A 22,494-nucleotide genomic window follows, 5' to 3' on the forward strand; every position below is an offset into this window, starting at 1 on the left:
GCCTGCCGCCTGGTCGCAGCGTCCGGACGGACACCCGGAACCGACCGGCGGACGCTCGAGCAGCGACAGGACCTTATGTAAATCAATGGCTTGCGCTTTGGCACGGTTATTGCTGTGTTCTTCGTGCGCAAATTGATCAGCACAGGACCCCGATGAGCATCCGCGACACCTCCGGCCAGGACCAATCCATCGCCGCGCCATCAGTAAAAGTGCGCCAGCGCCGTCGCTGGTTGCTGGCTGGCGCCATCGCGCTCGGCGTCCTGCTGCTGGGCGGCTGGCTGGTGGCCGACTGGAGCGCCGGCAGCCGCTCGTTTGCCGGGGACCGGCTGCGCGTGGCGACGGTCACCCGCGGCGATCTGGTCCGTGACATTTCCGCCGACGGCCGGGTGATCGCGGCCAACAGCCCGACCCTGTATGCCATCGCCGGTGGCACGGTCACCCTCAACGTGGTCGCCGGCGACGTGGTGAAAAAGGGCCAGCCGCTGGCGGTGATCGACAGTCCCGAACTGCTCAGCAACCTGGCCCAGGAGCAGGCGACCCTGGCCAGTGCGGAAGCCGAAGCCGGACGCGCGACGCTGGATGCGCAGGTCGCACGCTCGGCTGCACGTCGCGCTCTGGACCAGGCCGGCGTCGACCGCCAGGCGGCGGAGCGCGATCTGCAGCGCTACCGGAGGGGATTTGAAGGCGGCGCGGTCTCGCAGATCGACGTCGCCCGCGCGGAGGACGCGCTGAAAAAGAGCGAGCTCGGCCTCGGCCACGCCCGTCGCGAGTTTTCCCTGCAGGGCCAGGGCGCCACGCTCGACAGCCGCAACAAGCAATTGCTGGCCGATCGCCAGCGCGCGGTGGTGAGCGAACTGCAGCGGCAGGTGGACCTGCTGACCCTGCGCGCGCCGTTCGACGGCCAGGTCGGCCAGGTGCTGGTGGACCAGCGCGCCAACGTCGCGGCAAATGCGCCGGTGCTGGGCGTGGTCGACCTGTCCCGCTTCGAGGTGGAAATCAAGGTGCCGGAGAGCTTCGCGCGCGACCTGGCCATCGGCATGTCGGCCCAGCTCAGCGGCAGCGGAGGTCAACCGCTCGCGGCGACGGTCTCGGCGGTGTCGCCCGAGGTCGTGAACGGCGAGGTCACCGCGCGCCTGCGCTTTGCCGACCGGCAACCGGCTGGCTTGCGGCAGAACCAGCGCATGCGCGCGCGCGTCGTGCTGGATACCCGCGAAAACGTGCTGATGGTCGAGCGCGGCCCGTTCGTGGAACAGGGCAACGGCAGCGTCGCCTACGTCATGGACGGCAACGTCGCAGTCCGCCGGCCGATCCGCATCGGGGCCAGCAGCCTGGGCGAGGTGGAGATCGTCGACGGCCTGGGCGTCGGCGACCGCGTGGTGGTCTCCGGCGCCGACCAGTTCGGCGATGCCGAACGGGTTCGGGTCAATTGAGCCCCATCCCACACCGCCCTTCACCAACCACAAGGAACAACCCCATGCTCGACATGCGCCAGGTCACCAAGGTCTACCGCACCGAACTGGTCGAGACGCACGCCCTTCGCGCACTCGACCTGCATGTGCGCGAAGGCGAGTTCGTCGCCGTTACCGGCCCGTCCGGATCGGGCAAGACCACCTTCCTCAATATCGCCGGCCTGCTGGAGCCGTTTACCGGCGGCGTCTACAGGCTGGACGGCGAAGACGTGAGCACGCTGTCCGATGACGCCCGTTCCCGGCTGCGCAACCGCAAGATCGGCTTCATCTTCCAGAGCTTCAACCTGATTCCCGACCTCAACCTGTTCGACAACGTCGATGTACCGCTGCGCTACCGGAGGATGCCGGCGGCCGAGCGCAAGCAGCGCATCGAGGAGGCGCTGGAGAAGGTCGGCCTCGGATCGCGCATGAAGCACTTTCCCGCCGAGTTGTCCGGTGGCCAGCAGCAGCGCGCCGCCATCGCGCGCGCGCTCGCCGGCAGCCCGCGCCTGCTGCTGGCCGATGAGCCCACCGGCAACCTCGACTCGCAGATGGCGCGCAGCGTGCTGGAGCTGATCGAGGAGATCAACGCCGCCGGCACGACCGTGGTGATGGTCACCCACGATCCGGAGCTGGCCGCGCGCGCGCAGCGCAACGTCCACATCGTCGATGGCATGGCCACCGACCTGGCGGCCGGGGCACCGCTGCTGCGTCCGCACGATGAACCGGCCACCGCCGCCGCGCCCTGACACGCCCACGCCGCTCGTCGGCGCCCATTTCCGCCGCCATACAAACCCGGAGCACCGCCATGTTCGGCTACTACTTCGACCTCGCCCTGCGCAGCTTCCGGCGCAACAAGGTCCTGACCGCGCTGATGGTGCTGGCGATCGCGCTGGGCATCGGCGCCAGCATGACGACGCTGACCGTCCTGCACGTGCTGTCGGGCGACCCCATCCCGGGCAAGAGCGCGGTGCTGTTCTATCCGCAACTCGACCCGGCGGAGATGACCGGCTACACGCCGGGGCAGGAACCCAACGGGCAGATGACGCGCCTGGATGCCGAGACGCTGTTGCGCGAGAAGCGCGGCGTTCGCCAGGCGATGATGACCGGCGGCAGCGTCTCCATCGAACCGGGGCAAAGCCAGCTGCCGCCGTTCCGGGTCGACGCCCGCTACTCCAGCGCGGACATCTTCCCGATGTTTGCGATGCCGTTCCTGTCGGGCAGTGGCTGGAGCGCCGCCGAAGACGAGGCCAGCGCGCGGGTCGCGGTGATAACCAAGGCGCTCAAGGACAAGCTGTTCGGCGCCACGGACGCTACCGGCAAGACCCTGCGGATCGACAAGAGCACCTTCCAGATCGTCGGGGTGCTCGACGAATGGCGTCCCACGCCGAAGTTCTACGACATGTACGGCAACAGCGGCTATGGCGAAAGCGACCAGGTCTTCCTGCCGTTTTCCACCTCGCGCGACTTGGACATGGACCGCAACGGCAGCATGGATTGCTGGGGCGACAGCCGTGAAGGCCAGGATTCGCTCAACGCGCCCTGCACCTGGATCCAGTACTGGGTGGAACTGGACTCACCGGAGGATGCCGATGCGTATCTCCAGTATCTGACCAATTACTCCGACCAGCAGCGTGCCGCCGGCCGGTTCCAGCGGCCCACCAACGTGCGCCTGCGCAACGTGAGCGAATGGCTGGCGTTCAACAAGGTGGTGCCGCGTGATGTGGTGATGCAGGTATGGCTGGCATTCGGATTCCTGCTGGTCTGCCTGGTCAACACCGTGGGCTTGCTGCTGGCCAAGTTCATGCGGCGCAGCGGCGAGGTCGGCGTGCGGCGCGCGTTGGGGGCATCGCGCCGGGACATCTTCCTGCAGGGCCTGACCGAAGCGGGCACCGTCGGCCTGGCCGGCGGGCTGCTCGGGCTGCTGCTGGCGTGGCTGGGCCTGTGGGCGGTGCGGCAGCAACCGACCGACTACGCCGATCTTGCCCATCTGGACCCGGCGATGCTCGTCACCACCTTCGTGATTGCCATCCTCGCCAGCCTGCTGGCGGGCCTGTTGCCTGCATGGAGCGCAATGCAGGTGTCGCCCGCCATGCAACTCAAGTCGCAATAAGCCGACGGAGAACACGATGAACATCCGCCCCATCCTCTCCACCCTGCTGCGCCACAAGACCGCGGCCGCACTGATCGTCCTGGAGATCGCGCTCAGCTGCGCGATCATCTGCAACGCCCTGTTCTTGATCGGTACGCGCATCACCCAGATCAACGAAATCAGCGGCCTGGCCGAGAACGAGCTGGTCCGCGTGCAACTGGCCGGCATCGGCGAGAACGCGAATGCCGATGCGCAGACCTTGTCCGACCTGGCCGCGCTGCGCGGCCTGCCCGGCGTCCGACAGGCAACCGTCGTCAACCAGGTGCCTTTCCTCAATTCCTCCTGGAACAGCAGCGTCAATTTGCAGAAAGACCAGAGGCAACCAACGCTGAGCGCCACGGTGTACATGGCCGAGAGCGCGTTTATCGACACCTTTGGATTGAACCTGGTTGCCGGGCGCAATTTCACCGCCGACGAGTACGCTGATTACTCGGTGGTCAGCCGTCCCGACTCCCCCGGCGTCATTCCCGCTGCCATCATCACCCGCAGCATGGCCGACAGGCTGTTCCCCGCCGGCAATGCGGTCGGCCAGACCTTCTACAGCTGGGGCGATGAACCGATCCGGATCGTTGGCGTGGTCGAGCACCTGGTTCGACCCAGCCGCCAGGGCGGACCCGAGGCGCGCGAATATTCGATGATCCTGCCGCTCAGGCCGGCCTACAGCCTTGGTGGCAACTACGTGCTTCGCACCGACCCGGACCGGCGCGAAGAAGTCCTGGCCGCCGCAGTGGCCGCGCTTCGAGGCAACGGACCGGAGCGGATCGTCCTGGAGGACGCGACGACGACCTTCCAGGCGCTGCGCGAGACCTATTACCAGCGCGAACGCTCGATGGCGTGGCTGCTGGTGGCGGTGATCGTCGGCCTGCTGGTGGTCACCGCGCTGGGCATCGTCGGGCTGGCCAGTTTCTGGGTGCAGCAGCGCACCAAGCAGATCGGCGTGCGCCGGGCGCTGGGCGCGACCCGCGGCCAGATCCTGCGCTACTTCCAGACCGAGAACTTCCTGCTGGCCACGGTCGGCATCGCGCTAGGCATGGCGCTCGCCTACGGCATCAACCTGCTGCTGATGGAGCACTACGAGCTCGCCCGCCTGCCGGCGCTGTATCTGCCTGTCGGGGCGGTGGCCTTGTGGGTGTTGGGCCAGGTCGCGGTGTTCGGACCCGCGCGCCGCGCCGCCGCCGTGCCGCCCGCCGTCGCCACGCGCAGCGTGTAGAGTTTTCCGGATGCCCACGGTCCTCGTCATCGATGACAACCCCTCCGTCGCCACCGCGCTGGAGGTGCTGTTCTCGCTGCACGACATCGACACTCGCGCGGCGACCAGCCCGGAGGCCGGCCTCGCCGCGCTGGAAAGCGGGGACATCGACCTGGTCGTGCAGGACATGAACTTCCGCGCCGACACCACCTCCGGCGCGGAGGGCATGGCGCTGTTCGGCCAGATCCGCGCGCGGCACCCGGACCTGCCGGTGATCCTGCTGACCGCCTGGACCCACCTGGAGTCGGCGGTCGACCTGGTCAGGGCCGGCGCTGCCGATTACCTGGCCAAACCCTGGGACGACCGCAAGTTGCTGCTCACCGTGAACAACCTGCTGGAGCTGTCGCAGGCGCGGCGCGAGCTGGAGCGCCACCGCCAGGGCGAGCGCCGCCGGCGCGATGCGCTGGCGCGCGAGTACGACCTGTGCGGGCTGGTCTACGCTGACCCCGCCAGCGAGAGCGTGCTGGTGCTGGCCTGCCAGGTGGCGCGTTCGGATTTGCCGGTACTGATTACCGGGCCCAACGGCACCGGCAAGGAGAAGTTCGCGCAGATCGTGCATGCCAATTCGGCGGTGCGCGACGGTCCGTTTGTCGCCCTCAACTGCGGCGCGCTGCCCGCCGAGCTGATCGAGGCGGAGTTGTTCGGCGCCGAGGCCGGGGCCTACACCGGCGCGACGCGTGCGCGCGAGGGCAAATTCGAGGCCGCCGACCGCGGCACCCTGTTCCTGGACGAGGTCGGCACGCTGTCCCCGGCCGGCCAAGTCAAGCTGCTTCGCGTGCTGGAAACCGGCCGCTTCGAGCGCCTGGGCGGCAACCGCGAGCGCAGCGTGCAGGTGCGCATCATCAGCGCGACCAATGCTGACCTGCCGGCGCTGATCGCCGACGGGCGCTTCCGCGAGGACCTGTATTACCGCCTGAATGCGATCGAGCTGAAACTGCCCGCTTTGGCCGACCGGCCCAGGGACATCCTGCCGCTGGCACGCCACTTCCTGCCGCCGGGCAAGCAGCTTGATGGCGCAGCCGAGCGCGCGCTGCTCACCCACGCCTGGCCGGGCAATGTGCGCGAGCTGCGCAACACGCTGCAGCGCGCCGCGTTGCTGGGTCGCGGCGAGCGGATCGGCGCCGCCGACCTCGGCCTGCCGCCGGCCTCAACCGGCGCCGTGGCACGCCTGCCGGCCGCCGGGGCGGTCGATGAGCCCGACCGCGAGCGCATCGAAGCCGCCCTGCACCGCCACGGCGGCGTGCTGGCGCAGGCGGCGAGCGAGTTGGGCCTGTCGCGCCAGGCCTTGTATCGGCGTCTGGACCGCCTCGGCATCAAGCGCGACTGACGGCATGAGCTGGCTGCGCCGACTGCCGATCAGCCTCGTATTCACTGCGCTGGCCCTGCTGCACGTCGCCGGTGTCGCGGCGCTGGCGCTGGCGCTGAGCCAATGGCTGGCGCAGCCGTGGATGGCCTGGGCGGCTGCGGTCGCGATCGACCTGCCGCTGCTCGTCTATCACGTGCAGCGCCTGCTGGCGCCGATGCGCTCGTTGTTCCGCGCCCTGGCCGGCACGGTCGCAAGTTACCGCGACGGCGACTACAACTTCGGCCTCTCGTCCAGCGTGCACGGGGAACTGGCCGAACTGGTGGCCGCGCACAACCGCCTGGGCGACACCCTGCGCGAGCAGCGTCAGGCCCTGGTGGAGCGCGAGTTGCTGCTCGACACGATGGTCCAGAACACGCCGGTGGCGATGGTCCTGATCGACCCGTCGCGGCGGATCGTCCACGCCAACCTGGCCGCCCGCAGCATGCTGGGCGGCGGGCGCCGGCTGGAGGGCCAGTCCTTCGAGCAGCTGGTCGACAACGCTCCGGCGGCGATGCGCGAAGCGCTGGACCGGGGCGGCGACGGCTTGTTCACCGTCGGCGACGCCAACGACATCGAGCACGGCATCGAGGACACCTACCACCTGTCGCGACGCCAGTTCCGCCTCAACGGGCGCCGCCACGAGCTGGTCCTGCTGCGCCTGCTCACCGCCGAGTTGCGCCGCCAGGAAGTGCAGACCTGGAAGAAGGTGATCCGCGTCATCAGCCATGAACTCAACAATTCCCTGGCGCCGATCGCCTCGCTGGCGCACTCCAGCGCCGAGTTGCTGCGGCGTGGCCAGCTCGAGCGACTGCCCGTTGCGCTGTCCACCATCGAGGAGCGCGCCCGCCATCTGGAAGGCTTCATCCGCGACTACGCGCGCTTCGCCAAGCTGCCGGCGCCGCGGCTGCAGCCGGTGGCGTGGTCATCGTTCGTGGAACGCTTGCGCTCCCAGGTCGAGTTCGTTGCCGAGGCCATCCCGGCCGACGACACCGTCAGGTGCGACGCCGCGCAGATGGAGCAGTGCCTGATCAACCTGCTCAAGAACGCCCACGAGTCGGGATCGCCCGCAGATGGTGTGGGCCTGGCGGTACGCCGCCTGCCGGCGCATTGGCGGATCGACATCCTCGACCGCGGCACCGGCATGAACGAGGCCGTGCTGGCCAACGCGTTGCTGCCGTTCTACTCGACCAAGCGCCACGGCACCGGGCTGGGCCTGGCGCTGGCACGCGAGATCGCCGAGGCCCACGGCGGCCGCATTGCGCTGCTCAACCGTGAAGGCGGCGGGTTGTGCGTGAGCATGGTGCTGCCCCGCTGAGGGCGTGAGGTCCGACCCGCAGCGGTAGCGCTCAGCTGCGCGGCTTTTTGACCGGCCGCTGCCAGCCCTCGACCACCGACTGGCGCGAGCGCGCGACGCTCAACCGGCCCTCCGGCGCGGGCCGGGTAATCACCGAGCCCGCCGCGATCGTCGCATCCCTGCCGATGCTGACCGGCGCCACCAGCGAGCTGTTGGAGCCGATGAACGCGCCATCCTCGATCGTGGTGCGCGCCTTGTTGACCCCGTCGTAGTTACAGGTGATCGTGCCGGCGCCGATGTTCACCCCGCTGCCGATGACCGCGTCGCCCAGGTAGCTCAGGTGGCTGGCCTTGCTGCCCACCCCGATGCGGGTGTTCTTGATCTCGACGAAGTTGCCCACGTGCGCGCCATCGGCCAGCACCGTGCCCGGTCGCAGGCGTGCGTAGGGACCAATCGCGGCGGCGCCTTCGACCACCACGCCGTCCAGGTCGCAGTGCGCACGCACCTCGGTGCCCGCGCCCAGGGTGACGTCGCGCAGGCGGCAGAACGGGCCGATCCGGACGCCGTCACCCAGGTCCACGCGGCCCTCAAGGACGACGTTGGCGTCGATCTCCACATCGCGGCCGACGGTGACCTGGCCGCGGATGTCGACCCGTGCCGGGTCGGCCAGGCGCGCTCCGGCGACGGTCAGTGCCCGGGCCGCGCGCAGCTGGAAGGCGCGCTCCAGCTGGGCGAGCTGCCACGGGTCATTGGCGCCCTCGACCTCGACCGGATCGTCGACGTGGACCATGCCGGCAGGCGCAAACTCCGCTGCGGCAGAGGCGAAGATATCGGTCAGGTAGTACTCGCCCTGGGCGTTGTTGTTCTCCAGCCGCTCCAGCCAGCGTCGCAGCGGTTCGCCGTCGGCGACCAGGATGCCGGTATTGACCGTGCGGATCGCGCGTTCCTGCTCGCTGGCATCCTTCTGCTCGATGATGCGCGCGACCATGCCCTGCGCATCGCGCAGCACGCGCCCGTACCCGGTGGGATCCTCCAGATCGGCGACCAGCACGCCCACCCGGCCGTTGGACTCGAGCAACCGCTGCAGCGTCTCCGCGCGGATGAGGGGCACATCGCCGTAGAGCACCAGCAGACGCGCGTCCTGCGGCACCGCCGGCATCGCCTGGCGCACCGCATGGCCGGTCCCGAGCCGCTCGGTCTGCTCGGTCCACAGCAGGCCGGAATGGTCGCGGAACGCATCGCGCACCTGCTCGCCGCCGTGCCCGTAGACGATGTGGATGCCGGCCGGCTCCAGCGCACGCGCGGTAGCCAATACGTGGCCCAGCATCGGGACCCCGGCGATCTTCTGCAGCACCTTGGGCAAGGCTGACTTCATACGCTTGCCCTCGCCGGCGGCGAGGATGACGACGTGCAGGGGGGCGGGCATGCGGACTCCGGAAACAGCGACAAAACAGGATGGGCGCGGGCGAGCTCGGGGAACTTGTTCTCGCGCCAGTGATTCTAGATCGTTCCTGAAAGGACCGGGAAATCCAGGACTCGATAAGTAGCTGGTTTGTGCCGACGCGCCCGCCACGCTCCCCTTCCGGCCACCCGGCCATCTGCTAGGATTCCGCGGTGCCCCGCCCTGCTGCCTCTTCGCGCAGTCCAATGCTTGCCCAAGCGCTGATCTGGGCGGCCGCGGGAGTTTGTTTCTTCGGCCTCGAGCTGACCGTGGACGAGCTCCAGTGGTGGCGCATCCCACGCGAAGCAGTGGCGTGGTCACCATGAACCTGCCCCGACAGGGGCAGCACTACCTGGTCATCGGGCTGGGTCAGTGGCTGCTGGACTGGGCGGTGATGGTCGCGCTGAGCCATTACGGGCTGTCGGTCGAGTTGGCCAACATCGCTGGCCGGGTCAGTGGCGCGCTGATCGGCTTCTGGTTGAACGGGCGCATCACGTTTGCCGGCGACGACACCGTGATCGGCCGCCGCCAGTTGCTGCGCTTCGTGCTGATGTGGGCGTTGACCACGGCGATCAGCACGTGGGCCATGGGCGCGATCAACCACCTCGGCGGCCTGAAGTGGGCGTGGCTGGCAAAGCCGGCGGTGGAAATCGCCCTGGGCGGCGTCGGTTTCGTGCTGTCGCGCCACTGGGTATACCGCCGCTGACGCGCCCGCCTCGACAGCACAGAGATGGAAAGCGCAGATACGACAACGCCGGCGCGGGGCCGGCGTCGTCGGTGCCGCGTGTGCGCAGCGTACGTCAGTGCTTCATGTTCCGGCGCAGGCGCTCCAGCGCCTGCAACTGCACGGTCACCTCGGCCAGGCGCGCCTGCGCCTCGGCCACTTCCATCGGCTCGGCACGACGGGCGAGGATGCGCTCGGCCTCTTCCTTGGCGGCACGCACCGCGGCCTCATCGATGTCCTGGGCGCGGATCGCGGTGTCGGCCAGGATCGTCACCACCTGCGGCTGCACCTCGAGGATGCCGCCGGTGACGGCGAAGTCGAGCTGCTCGCCATTGGGCAGGGTCACCACGATCTTGCCCGGCTTCAGGCGGGTGATCAGCGGGGCGTGCTTGGGCGCGATGCCCAGCTCGCCCATCTCGCCGGTCGCCACCAGCATGGTGGCGTCGCCGCGGAAGATTTCCTCTTCGGCGCTGACGATGTCGCAACGGAATGTGCTAGCCATAGAATTCTCTGCGTGGATCGAAGGTGGGGCGTCCTTCTTCCGCCAACGGAAGAAGGAGCGGGATCAGGCGGCCTCGCCGATGATCTTCTTGCCCTTCTCGACCGCGTCCTCGATGCTGCCGACCATGTAGAACGCCTGCTCGGGCAGGTGGTCGTACTCGCCGTCCACGATGCCCTTGAAGCCGCGGATGGTGTCCTTCAGCGGCACGTACTTGCCCGGCGAGCCGGTGAACACCTCGGCCACGTGGAAGGGCTGGCTGAAGAAGCGCTCGATCTTGCGCGCCCGCGACACGGCCTGCTTGTCCTCTTCCGACAGCTCGTCCATGCCCAGGATCGCGATGATGTCCTTGAGCTCCTTGTACTTCTGCAGCGTGGCCTGGACCTTGCGCGCGGTGTCGTAGTGCTCGTGGCCGATCACGTTGGGATCCAGCAGGCGCGAGGTCGAATCCAGCGGATCGACCGCCGGGTAGATGCCCAGCGAGGCGATGTCACGCGACAGCACCACGGTGGCGTCCAGATGGGCGAAGGTGGTCGCCGGCGACGGATCGGTCAGATCGTCCGCGGGCACGTACACGGCCTGCACGGAGGTGATCGAGCCGGTCTTGGTGGAGGTGATGCGCTCTTGCAGCACCCCCATTTCCTCGGCCAGGGTCGGCTGGTAACCCACCGCCGACGGCATGCGGCCGAGCAGCGCGGACACCTCGGTACCGGCCAGGGTGTAGCGGTAGATGTTGTCGACGAAGAACAGCACGTCGCGGCCCTTGCCGCTCTCGTCCTTCTCGTCGCGGAAGTACTCGGCCATGGTCAGGCCGGTCAGCGCAACGCGCAGGCGGTTGCCCGGCGGCTCGTTCATCTGGCCGTACACCATCGCGACCTTGTCGAGGACGTTGGAGTCCTTCATCTCGTGGTAGAAGTCGTTGCCCTCGCGGGTGCGCTCGCCCACGCCGGCGAACACCGACAGGCCTTCATGCGCTTTGGCGATGTTGTTGATCAGTTCCATCATGTTGACGGTCTTGCCGACGCCGGCGCCGCCGAACAGGCCGACCTTGCCGCCCTTGGCGAACGGGCACATCAGGTCGATGACCTTGATGCCGGTTTCCAGCAGCGCGTTGGCCGCGGCCTGCTCTTCATAGCTCGGCGACTCGCGGTGGATTTCCCACTGCGCGGTGGCTTCCACCGGGCCGGCCTCGTCGATCGGGCGACCCAGAACGTCCATGATGCGTCCCAGCGTGCCACGACCGACCGGCACCGAAATGCCCTTGCCGGTGTTGCTGGCCACCAGGTTGCGCTTGAGGCCGTCGGTGGAGCCCAGCGCGATCGTACGCACCACGCCGTCGCCCAGCTGCTGCTGCACTTCCAGCGTGATCTCGGTGTTGTCGACCTTCAGCGCGTCGTAAATGCGCGGGACCGCGTCGCGCGGAAACTCGACGTCGACGACGGCGCCGATGATCTGAACGATCTTGCCCTGGCTCATGATGTTTCCTCGTATCTCTGAAGCTGCTTGCGGATCGCACATCGCGGCCGCGGGATTGGGGTGTGGAGTTCCGGACGGAAGCCGGCGGTGCCGCGGTCAGACCGCAGACGCGCCGCCGACAATCTCGGAAATTTCCTGGGTGATCGCGGCCTGGCGGGCCTTGTTGTAGACCAGCTGCAGGTCACCGATCAGGTTGTTGGCGTTGTCGGACGCGGACTTCATCGCGACCATGCGCGCGGCATGCTCGGACGCCACGTTCTCCAGCACCGCCTGGTAGACCAGCGACTCGATGTAGCGCGTCATCACATGGTCCAGGACCGTTTCGGCGTCCGGCTCGTAGATGTAGTCCCAGTCGTGGCGCGACATCGCCTCCTCGGACGGCGGCAGCGGCAGCAACTGGTCGAACGCGGCGCGCTGGACCATGGTGTTGATGAAATCGTTGTAGCAGATGAACACGCGGTCGATATTGCCGGCGCTGTAACCGTCCAGCACGACCTTGATCACCCCGATCAGCTGCTCCACCCGGGGCTGGTCGCCCAGGTGGGTGACGGTGGCGAGCATGTTGACCTTGATCCGGCGGAAGAACACCGAGGCCTTCTGGCCGATGGTGACCACGTCGACCTCGACGCCCTGCTGCTGCCACTTGTGGATCTCGCCCAGCAGCTTGCGGAACAGGTTGTTGTTGAGCCCGCCGGCCAGGCCACGGTCGGATGACACGATGACGTAGGCCACGCGCTTGGGATCGGCGCGCTCGATCATGTACGGATGCTGGTAGTCGGAGTTGGCCTGGGCCAGGTGTCCGATGACCTGCCTCATCACCCGCGCATACGGGCGCGAGACCTTCATCCGCTCCTGCGCCTTGCGGATCTTGGAAGCCGAGACCATCTCGAGCGCGCGCGTCACCTTGCGGGTGTTCTGCACACTCTTGATCTTGGTTTTGATTTCACGTCCGCCTGCCATCGTCTTTTCCGCCTTACCAGGTGCCGGTCTGCTTGAACTCTGCGATTCCCTGCTTGAACGCCGCCTCGATCTCGTCGTTCCACGCGCCGCTGCTGTTGATCTTGCCGATCAGCTCGCCCTGGGTGTTGGCGAAGTGCGCGTGCAGGCCTTCCTCGAACGCGAGGATCTTGGCCACGGCCACGTCGTCGAGGAAGCCTTCGTTGACCGCGTAGATCGACAGCGCCTGGTCGGCGATCGACATCGGGCTGTACTGCTTCTGCTTCATCAGCTCGGTCACGCGCTGGCCGCGCTCGAGCTGCTTGCGGGTCGCCTCGTCCAGATCGGACGCGAACTGGGCAAACGCCGCCAGCTCACGGTATTGCGCCAGCGAGATACGGATGCCGCCGGAGAGCTTCTTGATGATCTTGGTCTGCGCCGAGCCACCCACGCGCGACACCGAGATGCCCGCGTTCACCGCAGGCCGGATGCCGGCGTTGAACAGGTCGGTTTCCAGGAAGATCTGGCCGTCGGTGATGGAGATCACGTTGGTCGGCACGAACGCGGACACGTCGCCGGCCTGGGTCTCGATGATCGGCAGCGCGGTCAGCGAGCCGGTCCTGCCGGTCACTTCGCCGTTGGTGAACTTCTCCACGTAGTCCGCGGACACGCGCGCGGCGCGCTCCAGCAAGCGGGAGTGCAGGTAGAACACGTCGCCCGGATACGCTTCGCGGCCCGGCGGGCGGCGCAGCAGCAGGGAGATCTGGCGGTAGGCCACGGCCTGCTTGGACAGGTCGTCATAGACGATCAGCGCATCTTCGCCGCGGTCCATGAAGTACTCGCCCATGGTGCAGCCGGCGTAGGCGCTGATGTACTGCATCGCCGCCGACTCGGACGCGGTCGCGGCAACCACGATGGTGTGGGCCAGCGCGCCGTTCTCTTCCAGCTTGCGCACGATGTTCGCAACGGTCGACGCCTTCTGGCCGATCGCCACGTACACGCACTTGATGCCGGTGTTCTTCTGGTTGATCACCGCATCGATCGCCATCGCGGTCTTGCCGGTCTGGCGGTCACCGATGATCAGCTCGCGCTGGCCACGGCCGATCGGAATCATCGCATCGACGGACTTGTAGCCGGTCTGCACCGGCTGGTCGACCGACTGGCGCCAGATCACGCCGGGAGCGACGCGCTCCACCGGGGCGGTCAGCTTGGCGTCGATCGGGCCCTTGCCGTCGATCGGCTCACCCAGCGCGTTGACCACGCGGCCCAGCAGCTCGTTGCCGATCGGCACTTCCAGGATGCGGCCGGTGGTCTTGGCCACGTCGCCTTCGCGCAGGTTCTCGTATCCGCCCAGCACCACGGCACCGACCGAGTCGCGCTCCAGGTTCAGGGCCAGCGCGAAGATGCTGTTGGGCAGTTCGATCATCTCGCCCTGCATCACATCGGCCAGGCCGTGGATGCGCACGATGCCGTCGGCCACCGAGGTCACGGTGCCCTCGTTGCGCGACTCTGCGGACAGCTTGACCTTCTCGATGCGGGTCTTGATCAGTTCACTGATTTCGGACGGGTTGAGCGTGGTTTGCATGGGTGTTTCCCTGGTACCCGGCGCGGGCGCCGGAAGTAGATGATTCGGATCGTCGATTGGAGCCGGTCAGCCGGCCAGCGCCGACTGCATGCGCGAGAGCTTGCTCTTCAGCGAGCCGTCGATGACCACGTCGCCGGCATCGATCACCGCGCCGCCGATCAGCGACTCGTCGATCGCGGTTTCCAGCTCGACCTCGCGGCCGAAGCGGCGCTTGAGGCCAACGCGGATCGACTCCAGCTCGGCGGCCGGCATTTCGCTGGCGGAGGTGACGCGCGCCTTGACCACGTGCTCGGCTTCCGCGCGCAGCTGCTCGAACATGCCGGCGATCTCCGCCAGCAACGGCAGGCGGCGGTTGGACGCCAGCAGCTCGATGAAGCGGCCGAAGTCCTCGCCGGCACCGTCGACGGCCAGCAGCGACGCGGCCTCGGTGGTCGACAGCTGCGGATGCTTCAGCAGCGCCTCCACCTTAGGATCGGCGGCGACGCGGGCGGCAAGCGCAAGCGCCTGCGACCAGCTGGCCACCTGGCCGGCCCCGCTGGCCGCTGCGAACGCAGCGCGGGCGTAGGGTCGGGCGAGGGTCATGGTCTGGCTCATTGCTCAGGGCATCCGGTCGTTGGCTGGATCAAAGCTGGGCGGCGAGTTCATCGAGCAGCGCCTTGTGGGCGTTGGCGTCGATTTCCCGGCGCAGCAGCTTCTCGGCACCGCTGACGGCCAGCGACGACACCTGCTTGCGCAGGTCCTCGCGGGCGCGGTTCTGCGATGCAACGATTTCGGCATCGGCCATCGCCTTCTGGCGGGTGGCTTCCACCATGGCGTCGGTCTTGGCCTGTTCGATGATCTGGTTGGCGCGCTGGTGCGCCTGGTCGATCACTTCGTTGGCCTTGGTCCGCGCTTCGCGCATCGCGGCGTCCACGCTCTGCTGGGCCTGGGCCAGGTCGTGCTGGCTGCGCTCGGCAGCCGCCAGTCCGTCGGCGATCTTCTTCTGGCGTTCTTCAATCGCCCGGTTCATGGGCGGCCAGATGAACTTCATGGTGAACCAGATGAGCAACGCGAACGAGATCATCTGACCAAAGAAGGTCATGTTGATATTCATGACAGCTCCGTATGCGGGCTGCGGGCGCGGGCGCCCGGGAAGCGCGCCCGGAACTCCGGGCACGCGGATTCAAACAAGTCGATCAACCGGCGTTCAGTGCGGCCAGCAGCGGGTTGCCGAAGGCGAACAGCAGGCCGACGGCCAACGCGATGATGAACGCGGCGTCGATCAGGCCGGCCAGCAGGAACATGCGGCCCTGCAACATCGGCACCAGCTCGGGCTGACGCGCGGCCGACTCGAGGAACTTGGCGCCCATGATGGCGATGCCGAGGCACGCGCCGATCGAGCCCAGACCGACCATCATGCCGATCGCGATCGCGGTCAGGCCCTGCACACTGGCGATAAATTCCATGGTTTTCTCCTACTGAAACGTTGGTTTGATTGGCGGAAGGATGAAGCGGTGAAAAACGGTGCAACGTGGAGCGATGACGCGATCAATGACTCTCGTAGGCGCCGGCGATGTAGACGACCGAGAGGATCATGAAAATGAAGGCCTGCAGCAGCACGATCAGGATGTGGAAGATCGCCCAGGCGAGGTTGAAGATCACGCCGGGAACGAACATCAGCAGCCCGCCACCCAGCAGCCCGGCGATCAGCATGAACACCAGCTCGCCACCGTACATGTTGCCGAACAGTCGCATGGCCAGCGATACCGGCTTGACGCAGTACTCGATGATGTTGAGGCCCAGGTTGGCGGGCATCAGCACCGCGCGGGTCACCGGGTTCTCGGCGGCAAACGGCGAGGTCAGCAATTCCTTGCCGAAGCCGAAGCCGCCCTTGGCCTTGAGCGAGTGGTACAGGATCAGGAAGAACACGACGACGGACATGGCCGCGGTGGTATTCAGATCCGCGGTCGGCACCCAGCGGAAGAACGTATGCGCGGCGACGTCAGCGCCGGCAACGGCCTGGATGGCCACCCCGGGCGTGTCCAGCGGCAGCAGGTCCATGCCGTTCATCAGCACGACCCACATGAAGATCGTGATCGCCAGCGGCGTGATCGAGCTGCGGTCGCCGTGGAAGTTGTCCTTCACCTGGTTGTCGACGAACTCCATCGCCATCTCGACAAAGGCCTGGCCTTTGGAGGGCACGCCGGAGGTCGCCTTGCGGGCGTAAAAGCCGAACCATCCGATAAACACCAGGCCGCAGAACAGTGACACCACCCACGTATCGACGTGGAAGGTGCCGCCACCGAAATCGATGGCGTACTGCTGCAAGTGGTGCTGGATGTATTCGTTCAGGCCGCCAGAGCCGGTCTGTTCACTCACGAAGGACACCTTCTCGATTCAGGATTTGAGCCAGCACGTAGGCCAGCATGGTTGCCACGACCGCTGCCAGCATCGGCAGCGGCGGCAACTGGAACCCCGCCAGACCAACCGCGAGGACGGCAAATACCACCAACCACTTCACCAGCACACCGGCGAGCATCAGGCCAATGACCGAGCCCGCGGGCTTTACACCGCCACCCAGCGACACCAGCGCCGACAATCCACCGCCGGCCACCAGTGCGAACCCGCCGACCAGTGCCGCCAGTGCGGAATCCGCACCCTGCACAAGGAAGGCCAACGCGGTCAACGCCGTTGCGCCCGCCTGGAAGGCGATCGCGCGAAACGCCAACCGGCGGCCTGCGGACATGGGATCGTGCACGCTCGGCTCGTCGGTTTTGGAGGGTGGGCAGATAAACGCCCAATGAAGCCGCCGAATTATAGGTTGCAGCGACGCCGGCGGCAACCGTCGCGCGCTGTTCAGGGTCGCGCAGCTGAACCAACCTGAAGTGCGCACTGATTATTTCGATCGGCCGGGAACCTTGCCGCGGCGGACGGGTCAATGTTCCTGACCCCCGTCGCCCTCTCTCCTCGTCAAGGCAAACGGCAAGCGGCGGGTCCGGAGCCCCGGCCTGATCCGCCGGGGCTTCCTCTTGTCCGCGCCCCGCTCAGGCCTTCTTTTTCGGCGCGTAGAGGTCGGTGATGGTGCCGTCGAACATCTCCGCCGCCATCGCGACCGATTCCGACAGGGTCGGGTGCGGGTGGATGGTGTGGGCGATGTCGCCCACCTCGCAGCCCATCTCGATGGCCAGCGCGATCTCGGCGATGAGTTCGCCCGCGTGCACGCCGACGATGCCGCCGCCGATGACCTGGCCGCTGGCCTCGTCGAACAGCAGCTTGGTGAACCCTTCGGTGCGGCTGATGCCGATCGCCCGGCCCGAGGCCGCCCACGGGAACTTGCCGACGCCGACCTTGAGGCCGCGCGCCTTGGCCTCGTTCTCGGTGACGCCCACCCAGGCGATTTCCGGATCGGTGTAGGCCACCGAGGGAATCACGCGCGCGACCCACTCCTTCTTTTCACCCGAGGCGACTTCTGCGGCCAGCTTGGCCTCGTGGCTGGCCTTGTGGGCGAGCATCGGATTGCCCACCAGATCGCCGATGGCGAAGATGTGCGACGCGGTGGTCCGCATCTGTCGATCGACCGGGATGAAGCCACGCTCGGTGACCTTGACGCCGGCTTTCTCAGCGTCCAGCTTGCCGCCGTTGGGCGCGCGGCCCACGGCCACCAGCACGCGATCAAACAACTGCGCATCCGGCGCCTTGCCGCCGTCCTGGGCCGGCTCGAAAGTGACCTTCAGGCCCTTCTTCTGTGCTTCCACGCCTGCGGCCTTGACCTGCAGGTGGATCTCCACGCCCTGCTTCTTCAGCCGGTCGGCCAGGGGCTTGACCAGATCCTTGTCCGTGCCGGGCATCAGCTGGTCCATGAACTCGACTACGGTGACCGCGCTGCCCAGCGCGCTGTAGACGGTCGCCATCTCCAATCCGATGATGCCGCCGCCCACGACCAGCAGCTTCTTTGGCACGTCGGCCAGCTCCAGCGCGTCGGTGGAATCCATGACCCGCGGGTCGTCCCAGGGGAAGCCGGGTAGCTTGACGGCCTGGCTGCCGGCGGCGATCACGCACTGGCGGAACGCGACCAGTTGGGTCTTGCCGTCTTCGCCGGTGACTTCCAGCTCATTGGCGGAGAGGAAGCGGCCAACGCCGGTGACTACCTGCACCTTACGCTGGCGCGCCATGCCGCCCAGGCCCTTGGTGAGCTGGCCGACGACCTTGTTCTTGTAGTCGCGCAGCTTGTCCAGGGCGATCTTCGGCTTGCCGAACTCGATGCCCATCTCGCCGGCATGGCTGGCGCCATCGATCACCGCTGCGGCATGCAGCAGCGCCTTGGACGGGATGCAGCCCACGTTGAGGCAAACGCCCCCCAGATCCGGGTAGCGCTCGACCAACACGGTGTCCAGGCCCAGGTCGGCGGCGCGGAACGCGGCGGTGTAGCCGCCGGGACCGGCGCCCAGCACCAGCATCCCGCACTCGATATCGGCCTTGCGTCCGCTCGCCGCTGCGGGCTGGGGGCCCTGGGCGGCGTGTTTGCCTGCGGCGTCATCGGTGCTCGCCGGACCGCGCCCATCCGATGGCGATTTGCCCGGTTTTTCGTCTCCGGCGTCAGCCTTGTCGTCGGCGCTCTTTTTGCTCGCAGCGTTGTCGCTTGTGGTCTTGTCGCTTGTGGCCTTGGCAGCCTGGTCCTGCTTTGCGGGGGCGGCGGCGCCGGCCTCCTCGGCGTCTGCGGCCGGCTTGTCCCCCGTCGCCCCGGCGTCGGCGGTTTCGAGCACCGCGATCACCGCGCCGTCGGCGACCGTGTCGCCCACCTTGACGTGCAACTCGCTGATCACGCCGGCGGCGCTGGAGGGCACCTCCATGGTGGCCTTGTCCGATTCCAGCGTGACCAGGCCCTGGTCGACCTCCACGGTGTCGCCCACCGCCACGAGGACCTCGATAACGGGTACGCCGTCGTAGTCGCCGATGTCGGGAACCTTGATCTCGATCTTTGCCATGCCTGTGCCTCCTGGGGTCGCGCACCTGCAGGGGTGCAGCGACGGTAGCGGGACCCGGGCGCCCGGCGGGCGGCCACGGTGTGGGATTTGCCCGGCGCTCGCCTCCGCTTAAGGGGCGGTGGCGAGCTGGGTGTCGAGTTGGTCGAGCAGCTTGACCAGCGCGCTCCAGCGCTTGGGCAGGTGCTTGTCCTTGGAGTCGGCCGCGTCAATGAGCACCTGCGCCTGACGGGCGAGCAGACGGCTGGGACCGCAGCTCGGCTCGGTGCCGCTGACGCGGCGGTCATTGACGGCGAACACCAGCAATTCGTTTTCCTGGAAGGCGGCGGCGCGGTCTTCGGGAACGACCGCGGTCAGCGCGCGTCCCCACGAGGCGACCACGCGCTCGGCCAGCGCTGCCGGCATGACGGACTCGCGCAGCTTCGCCGGCTTGTCGACCTTGAGCGTGCGCTCGATGCCGCCGGGAATCGTGGTCATCGCGTCCACGCGCTCGGCAGCGACCGCGGAGCGAACCGTCCAGGTCCGGCCATCGGCCGAGCGCACCAGCATCACGCCGGTCTCCTTGCCGCGCGGGGGCAGCCGCACCAGGCTCAACACCGGCGTATCGCCGGCGGCAAACAGCGCTTCCACCGCGGTCCCGTGGTTGCGGGTGGCCGGCGGCCAGCCCTGGCCGAGATCGACCTGGCACTCGCTCTTGGCCAACGCCAAGGGCGAGAAGGCCAGCAACGCCACCAGTGCGAGCGCGGCTCGCATCACAGCAGCACCCGCCGCATGTCCGCCAGCAACTGGGCCAGGTAGGTGGTGAATCGCGCGGCGGCGGCACCGTCGATGACGCGGTGGTCGTAGCTCAGCGACAGCGGCAGCATCAGGCGCGGCTTGAACTTCTCGCCGTTCCAGACCGGCTGCATGGATGCGCGCGACACGCCCAGGATGGCCACTTCCGGCGCATTCACGATCGGGGTGAATTTGGTCCCGCCGATGCCGCCCAGCGAGCTGATGGTGAAGCAGCCACCGCTCATCTGCGCCGGCCCCAGCTTGCCCTCGCGCGCCTTGGCCGCCAGCTCGCCGGTTTCCATGGCGATCTCCATCACGCCCTTGGTGTCGCAATCGCGCACCACCGGTACGACCAGCCCGTTGGGCGTATCGGCCGCGAAGCCGATGTGGAAGTACTGCTTGAGGACAAGGTTCTCGCCGGTCGCGTCCAGCGAGGCGTTGAAGTCGGGGAACTGCTTCAAGGCACTGACGCTGGCCTTCATCAGGAACGCCAGCATCGTCAGCTTGGTCGCGCCGCCCTTGGCGATGGCGCGCTCGTTTTCCTTGTTGAGCTCGACGCGCAGCTTTTCCAGCTTGGTGATGTCGGCGTCTTCGAACTGGGTGACGTGCGGAATCATCGCCCAGTTGCGCGACAGGTTCGCCCCGGAGATCTTCTCGATCCGGCTCAGTTCACGGGTCTCGACCGGCCCGAACCTGGAGAAGTCGACCTTCGGCCACGGCAGCAGGCTCAGTCCGGCACCGCCGGCACCGGGGGCCGCCGCGGTGGCGCCACCGGACTGCATCGCCTGCTTGACGAACTTCTGCACGTCGTCCTTGTTGATCCGGCCGCCGCGCTGGCTGCCCTCGACCTGCATCAGGTCCACGCCAAGCTCGCGCGCGAACAGGCGCACGGCGGGGCTGGCGTAGGGCACCTTGCCCGGCAGCAGCTCGTCGGCGTCGAAGCTCACCGGCGGGGAATGCGGGCCGGCCGCATCATCAGCGGTGGCTGCTTCGCCGGAGGCATCGCCGCCAGCGCGGGCGATTTCACGCTGCGCCAGCTTGTTGGGAGTGCCAACGTGGTCAGGCTCCACGGCCGTGGCGGTTTCTGCAGTGCGCGTCTCCTCGGAGGCGGCAGCGGGCTGCGCGCGCGGCGGCTCGGCATCAGCCGTGCCCTTGGCCGCAGACCCCGAAGCGGATTTACCGTCGCCTTTTGCCGCGTCCTTGTCCGGGGCGGCGGGCTCGTCCGCGGCTTCCGGCTCGATCATCGCGACCACGCTGCCTTCGGCGATCTCATCGCCCACGGCCACCTTCAGTTCGCGGATCACGCCGGCAAACGGGGAAGGAACCTCCATCGTCGCCTTGTCGGACTCCAGCGTGACCAGGCCCTGGTCCAGCTGCACCGTATCGCCGACCGCGACGAGCACCTCGATCACCGGCACGCCATCGTATCCGCCGATATCCGGGACGCGCGCTTCCTTCAACTCAGCCATGTGCGGCTCCGACTAGCACCAAAACCCTATTGTGGCCGCTGGCGACGGGACGCGCCAATAGCGCCGGCTTGCGAAGGCGCGGCGTTTTGGCACCCTCGCACTGTCATCGGCACAGACCGGCGGCGATGGCGCAGCTGGCGGCTCGGGATCTGTTCAGCTGCCCGGTGCACTTCGGCGCCCAGGCCCTTGCCGGACCGCAAAGAGTCCGCGCGAGTGTCGCAAGCCACTGATTAGCATCGTTATTCGTCGGCAAAATCGGCGTCAACGCGACTTTCACCACCGCTCCGGCACGCGCGCGGCGTCGTTGCGCCGCCGTCATCGCTGAAAGTTCCGCGGAACAGGTGAGCTCGCACAAGCCGCATTCATTTTCCGGTGGCTAGGGTGGCCACGCCTGCCGGGCAACCGGCCGGTTCCCCCACAAGTCAAAAGAAGCCTGGAGAGTTCCCCATGATCCGTTTCCGCCATCTTAGTGTTGCCCTGTTGGGCGCCCTGGCCATTGCCCCGGCCGCCTTCGCCCAGGACAGCAATTTCGATTCGACCAATGACGGCAAGCGCTTCGCCGTGGTTGGCGGCTTTGCCGTCAGCGAGCCGACCAGCGATCCCACCATTGCCGGCGCGAGCACGCAGTTCGACGGCGGCACCGCCGCGACCCTGAGCGCGAGCTGGTACTTCCACGAGAATTTCGCCGTCGAGGCCTGGGGCGCGGCGGACAAGTTCGACCATCGCGTGCGCGACGCCAACAACTACAAGATCGGCAGCGTTGAGTCGCAGCCGTATGCCCTGAGCGCCCAGTACCACTTCGGCAACAGCGAGCAGATCGTGCGTCCGTTCCTGGGCCTGGGTTACTACGAGAGCAACTTCGACAACGAGACGCCCGAGCCGACCGGCCCGCTCGCCCGCCAGCGCATCGGCGTGGAGACCGCCAAGGGTGCCATGGCGACCGCCGGCGTTGACGTCACCCTGAGCCCGAGCTGGTTCGCCCGCGCCGACCTGCGTTACCTGCACGGCGATTCCGACGTGAAGGTCAACGGCGACAAAGTCGGCAATGCCAAGCTGAACCCGGTCGTGGTCGGCCTGGGCCTGGGCGTGCGCTTCTAAGGCGTTCCCGAAAAAGACCAATCCAGTCGTTATGGGTTGATCG

Annotated in this window: 21 protein-coding genes; 8 read left to right on the forward strand and 13 right to left on the reverse strand. The window is 67.5% G+C overall.

Features of this window, described 5'->3' with window-relative positions; genetic code table 11:
• Positions 1-152: 152 nt before the first annotated feature.
• The 6 genes from INQ40_RS11180 to INQ40_RS11205 are packed head-to-tail and all read left to right on the forward strand — an operon-like array spanning position 153 to position 7,509.
• Positions 153-1,430, forward strand: a complete 1,278-nt coding sequence (locus tag INQ40_RS11180; protein ID WP_194340489.1) for an efflux RND transporter periplasmic adaptor subunit — start codon at positions 153-155, stop codon at positions 1,428-1,430.
• A 44-nt stretch (positions 1,431-1,474) separates the two neighbouring features.
• Complete coding sequence (locus INQ40_RS11185) at positions 1,475-2,197, forward strand: ABC transporter ATP-binding protein (protein ID WP_194340490.1); 723 nt, start codon at positions 1,475-1,477, stop codon at positions 2,195-2,197.
• Positions 2,198-2,256: 59 nt separating this feature from the next.
• A complete protein-coding gene (locus INQ40_RS11190; RefSeq protein WP_194340491.1) occupies positions 2,257-3,561 on the forward strand; it encodes an ABC transporter permease in 1,305 nt (434 codons plus the stop codon).
• A 16-nt stretch (positions 3,562-3,577) separates the two neighbouring features.
• Positions 3,578-4,810: an FtsX-like permease family protein gene (locus INQ40_RS11195; protein ID WP_194340492.1), complete on the forward strand. Its 1,233-nt coding sequence runs from the start codon at positions 3,578-3,580 to the stop codon at positions 4,808-4,810.
• A gap of 10 nt (positions 4,811-4,820) precedes the next feature.
• Positions 4,821-6,176: a sigma-54 dependent transcriptional regulator gene (locus tag INQ40_RS11200; RefSeq protein ID WP_194340493.1), complete on the forward strand. Its 1,356-nt coding sequence runs from the start codon at positions 4,821-4,823 to the stop codon at positions 6,174-6,176.
• A 4-nt stretch (positions 6,177-6,180) separates the two neighbouring features.
• Positions 6,181-7,509 carry an ATP-binding protein gene (locus tag INQ40_RS11205; RefSeq protein WP_228482010.1) on the forward strand — a complete coding sequence of 443 codons (1,329 nt, stop codon included), beginning with the start codon at positions 6,181-6,183 and terminating at the stop codon, positions 7,507-7,509.
• Between the two features lie 31 nt (positions 7,510-7,540).
• On the opposite strand, the gene glmU is transcribed toward INQ40_RS11205, so the two are convergent.
• Positions 7,541-8,914: a bifunctional UDP-N-acetylglucosamine diphosphorylase/glucosamine-1-phosphate N-acetyltransferase GlmU gene (gene glmU, locus INQ40_RS11210; RefSeq protein WP_194340494.1), complete on the reverse strand. Its 1,374-nt coding sequence runs from the start codon at positions 8,912-8,914 to the stop codon at positions 7,541-7,543.
• Positions 8,915-9,251: 337 nt separating this feature from the next.
• Here glmU and INQ40_RS11215 point away from each other — a divergent pair, with 337 nt between their 5' ends.
• Positions 9,252-9,635: a GtrA family protein gene (locus INQ40_RS11215; protein ID WP_194340495.1), complete on the forward strand. Its 384-nt coding sequence runs from the start codon at positions 9,252-9,254 to the stop codon at positions 9,633-9,635.
• 94 nt (positions 9,636-9,729) lie between these two features.
• Here INQ40_RS11215 and INQ40_RS11220 read toward each other — a convergent pair whose 3' ends face one another.
• From INQ40_RS11220 to INQ40_RS11275, 12 genes are all read right to left on the reverse strand, one after another.
• Positions 9,730-10,155, reverse strand: coding sequence for a F0F1 ATP synthase subunit epsilon (locus INQ40_RS11220; protein ID WP_193984602.1), 426 nt, complete (start codon positions 10,153-10,155; stop codon positions 9,730-9,732).
• 63 nt (positions 10,156-10,218) lie between these two features.
• Positions 10,219-11,628: a F0F1 ATP synthase subunit beta gene (gene atpD / locus INQ40_RS11225; RefSeq protein ID WP_193984604.1), complete on the reverse strand. Its 1,410-nt coding sequence runs from the start codon at positions 11,626-11,628 to the stop codon at positions 10,219-10,221.
• A 96-nt stretch (positions 11,629-11,724) separates the two neighbouring features.
• Positions 11,725-12,588, reverse strand: coding sequence for a F0F1 ATP synthase subunit gamma (atpG, locus tag INQ40_RS11230; protein WP_193984606.1), 864 nt, complete (start codon positions 12,586-12,588; stop codon positions 11,725-11,727).
• A 13-nt stretch (positions 12,589-12,601) separates the two neighbouring features.
• Complete coding sequence (atpA, locus tag INQ40_RS11235; protein ID WP_193984608.1) at positions 12,602-14,149, reverse strand: F0F1 ATP synthase subunit alpha; 1,548 nt, start codon at positions 14,147-14,149, stop codon at positions 12,602-12,604.
• Positions 14,150-14,215: 66 nt separating this feature from the next.
• Positions 14,216-14,743 (reverse strand): F0F1 ATP synthase subunit delta, encoded by a 528-nt coding sequence (locus INQ40_RS11240; RefSeq protein WP_194036483.1) that lies wholly within the window; start codon positions 14,741-14,743, stop codon positions 14,216-14,218.
• 28 nt (positions 14,744-14,771) lie between these two features.
• Entirely contained in the window at positions 14,772-15,242 is a 471-nt protein-coding gene (locus INQ40_RS11245; RefSeq protein ID WP_194340496.1) for a F0F1 ATP synthase subunit B, read from the reverse strand.
• A gap of 82 nt (positions 15,243-15,324) precedes the next feature.
• A complete protein-coding gene (gene atpE, locus INQ40_RS11250) occupies positions 15,325-15,594 on the reverse strand; it encodes a F0F1 ATP synthase subunit C (protein ID WP_193984612.1) in 270 nt (89 codons plus the stop codon).
• Between the two features lie 82 nt (positions 15,595-15,676).
• Positions 15,677-16,507: a F0F1 ATP synthase subunit A gene (gene atpB, locus INQ40_RS11255; RefSeq protein WP_194340497.1), complete on the reverse strand. Its 831-nt coding sequence runs from the start codon at positions 16,505-16,507 to the stop codon at positions 15,677-15,679.
• Positions 16,500-16,886: a hypothetical protein gene (locus INQ40_RS11260; protein ID WP_228482011.1), complete on the reverse strand. Its 387-nt coding sequence runs from the start codon at positions 16,884-16,886 to the stop codon at positions 16,500-16,502. The genes atpB and INQ40_RS11260 overlap by 8 nt, the downstream gene beginning before the upstream one ends.
• A 286-nt stretch (positions 16,887-17,172) precedes the next feature.
• The gene (lpdA, locus tag INQ40_RS11265; RefSeq protein ID WP_194340498.1) at positions 17,173-19,113 is read right to left on the reverse strand and encodes a dihydrolipoyl dehydrogenase; all 1,941 of its coding nucleotides are present in this window, start codon (positions 19,111-19,113) and stop codon (positions 17,173-17,175) included.
• Between the two features lie 108 nt (positions 19,114-19,221).
• Positions 19,222-19,863 (reverse strand): hypothetical protein, encoded by a 642-nt coding sequence (locus INQ40_RS11270; protein WP_194340499.1) that lies wholly within the window; start codon positions 19,861-19,863, stop codon positions 19,222-19,224.
• On the reverse strand, positions 19,863-21,353 hold the full coding sequence (locus INQ40_RS11275; protein ID WP_194340500.1) for a dihydrolipoyllysine-residue acetyltransferase: 1,491 nt from the start codon (positions 21,351-21,353) through the stop codon (positions 19,863-19,865). Before INQ40_RS11275 ends, INQ40_RS11270 begins: the two co-directional genes overlap by 1 nt.
• Positions 21,354-21,800: 447 nt before the next feature.
• On the opposite strand from INQ40_RS11275, the gene INQ40_RS11280 reads away from it, so the two are divergent.
• Entirely contained in the window at positions 21,801-22,451 is a 651-nt protein-coding gene (locus INQ40_RS11280; protein ID WP_194340501.1) for an OmpW family outer membrane protein, read from the forward strand.
• The last annotated feature ends 43 nt before the right edge of the window (positions 22,452-22,494 follow it).

Origin of the sequence: Lysobacter sp. H21R4, assembly GCF_015277535.1 — a bacterium.
In the GTDB taxonomy this organism is placed as follows: Bacteria; Pseudomonadota; Gammaproteobacteria; order Xanthomonadales; family Xanthomonadaceae; genus Novilysobacter; species Novilysobacter ciconiae.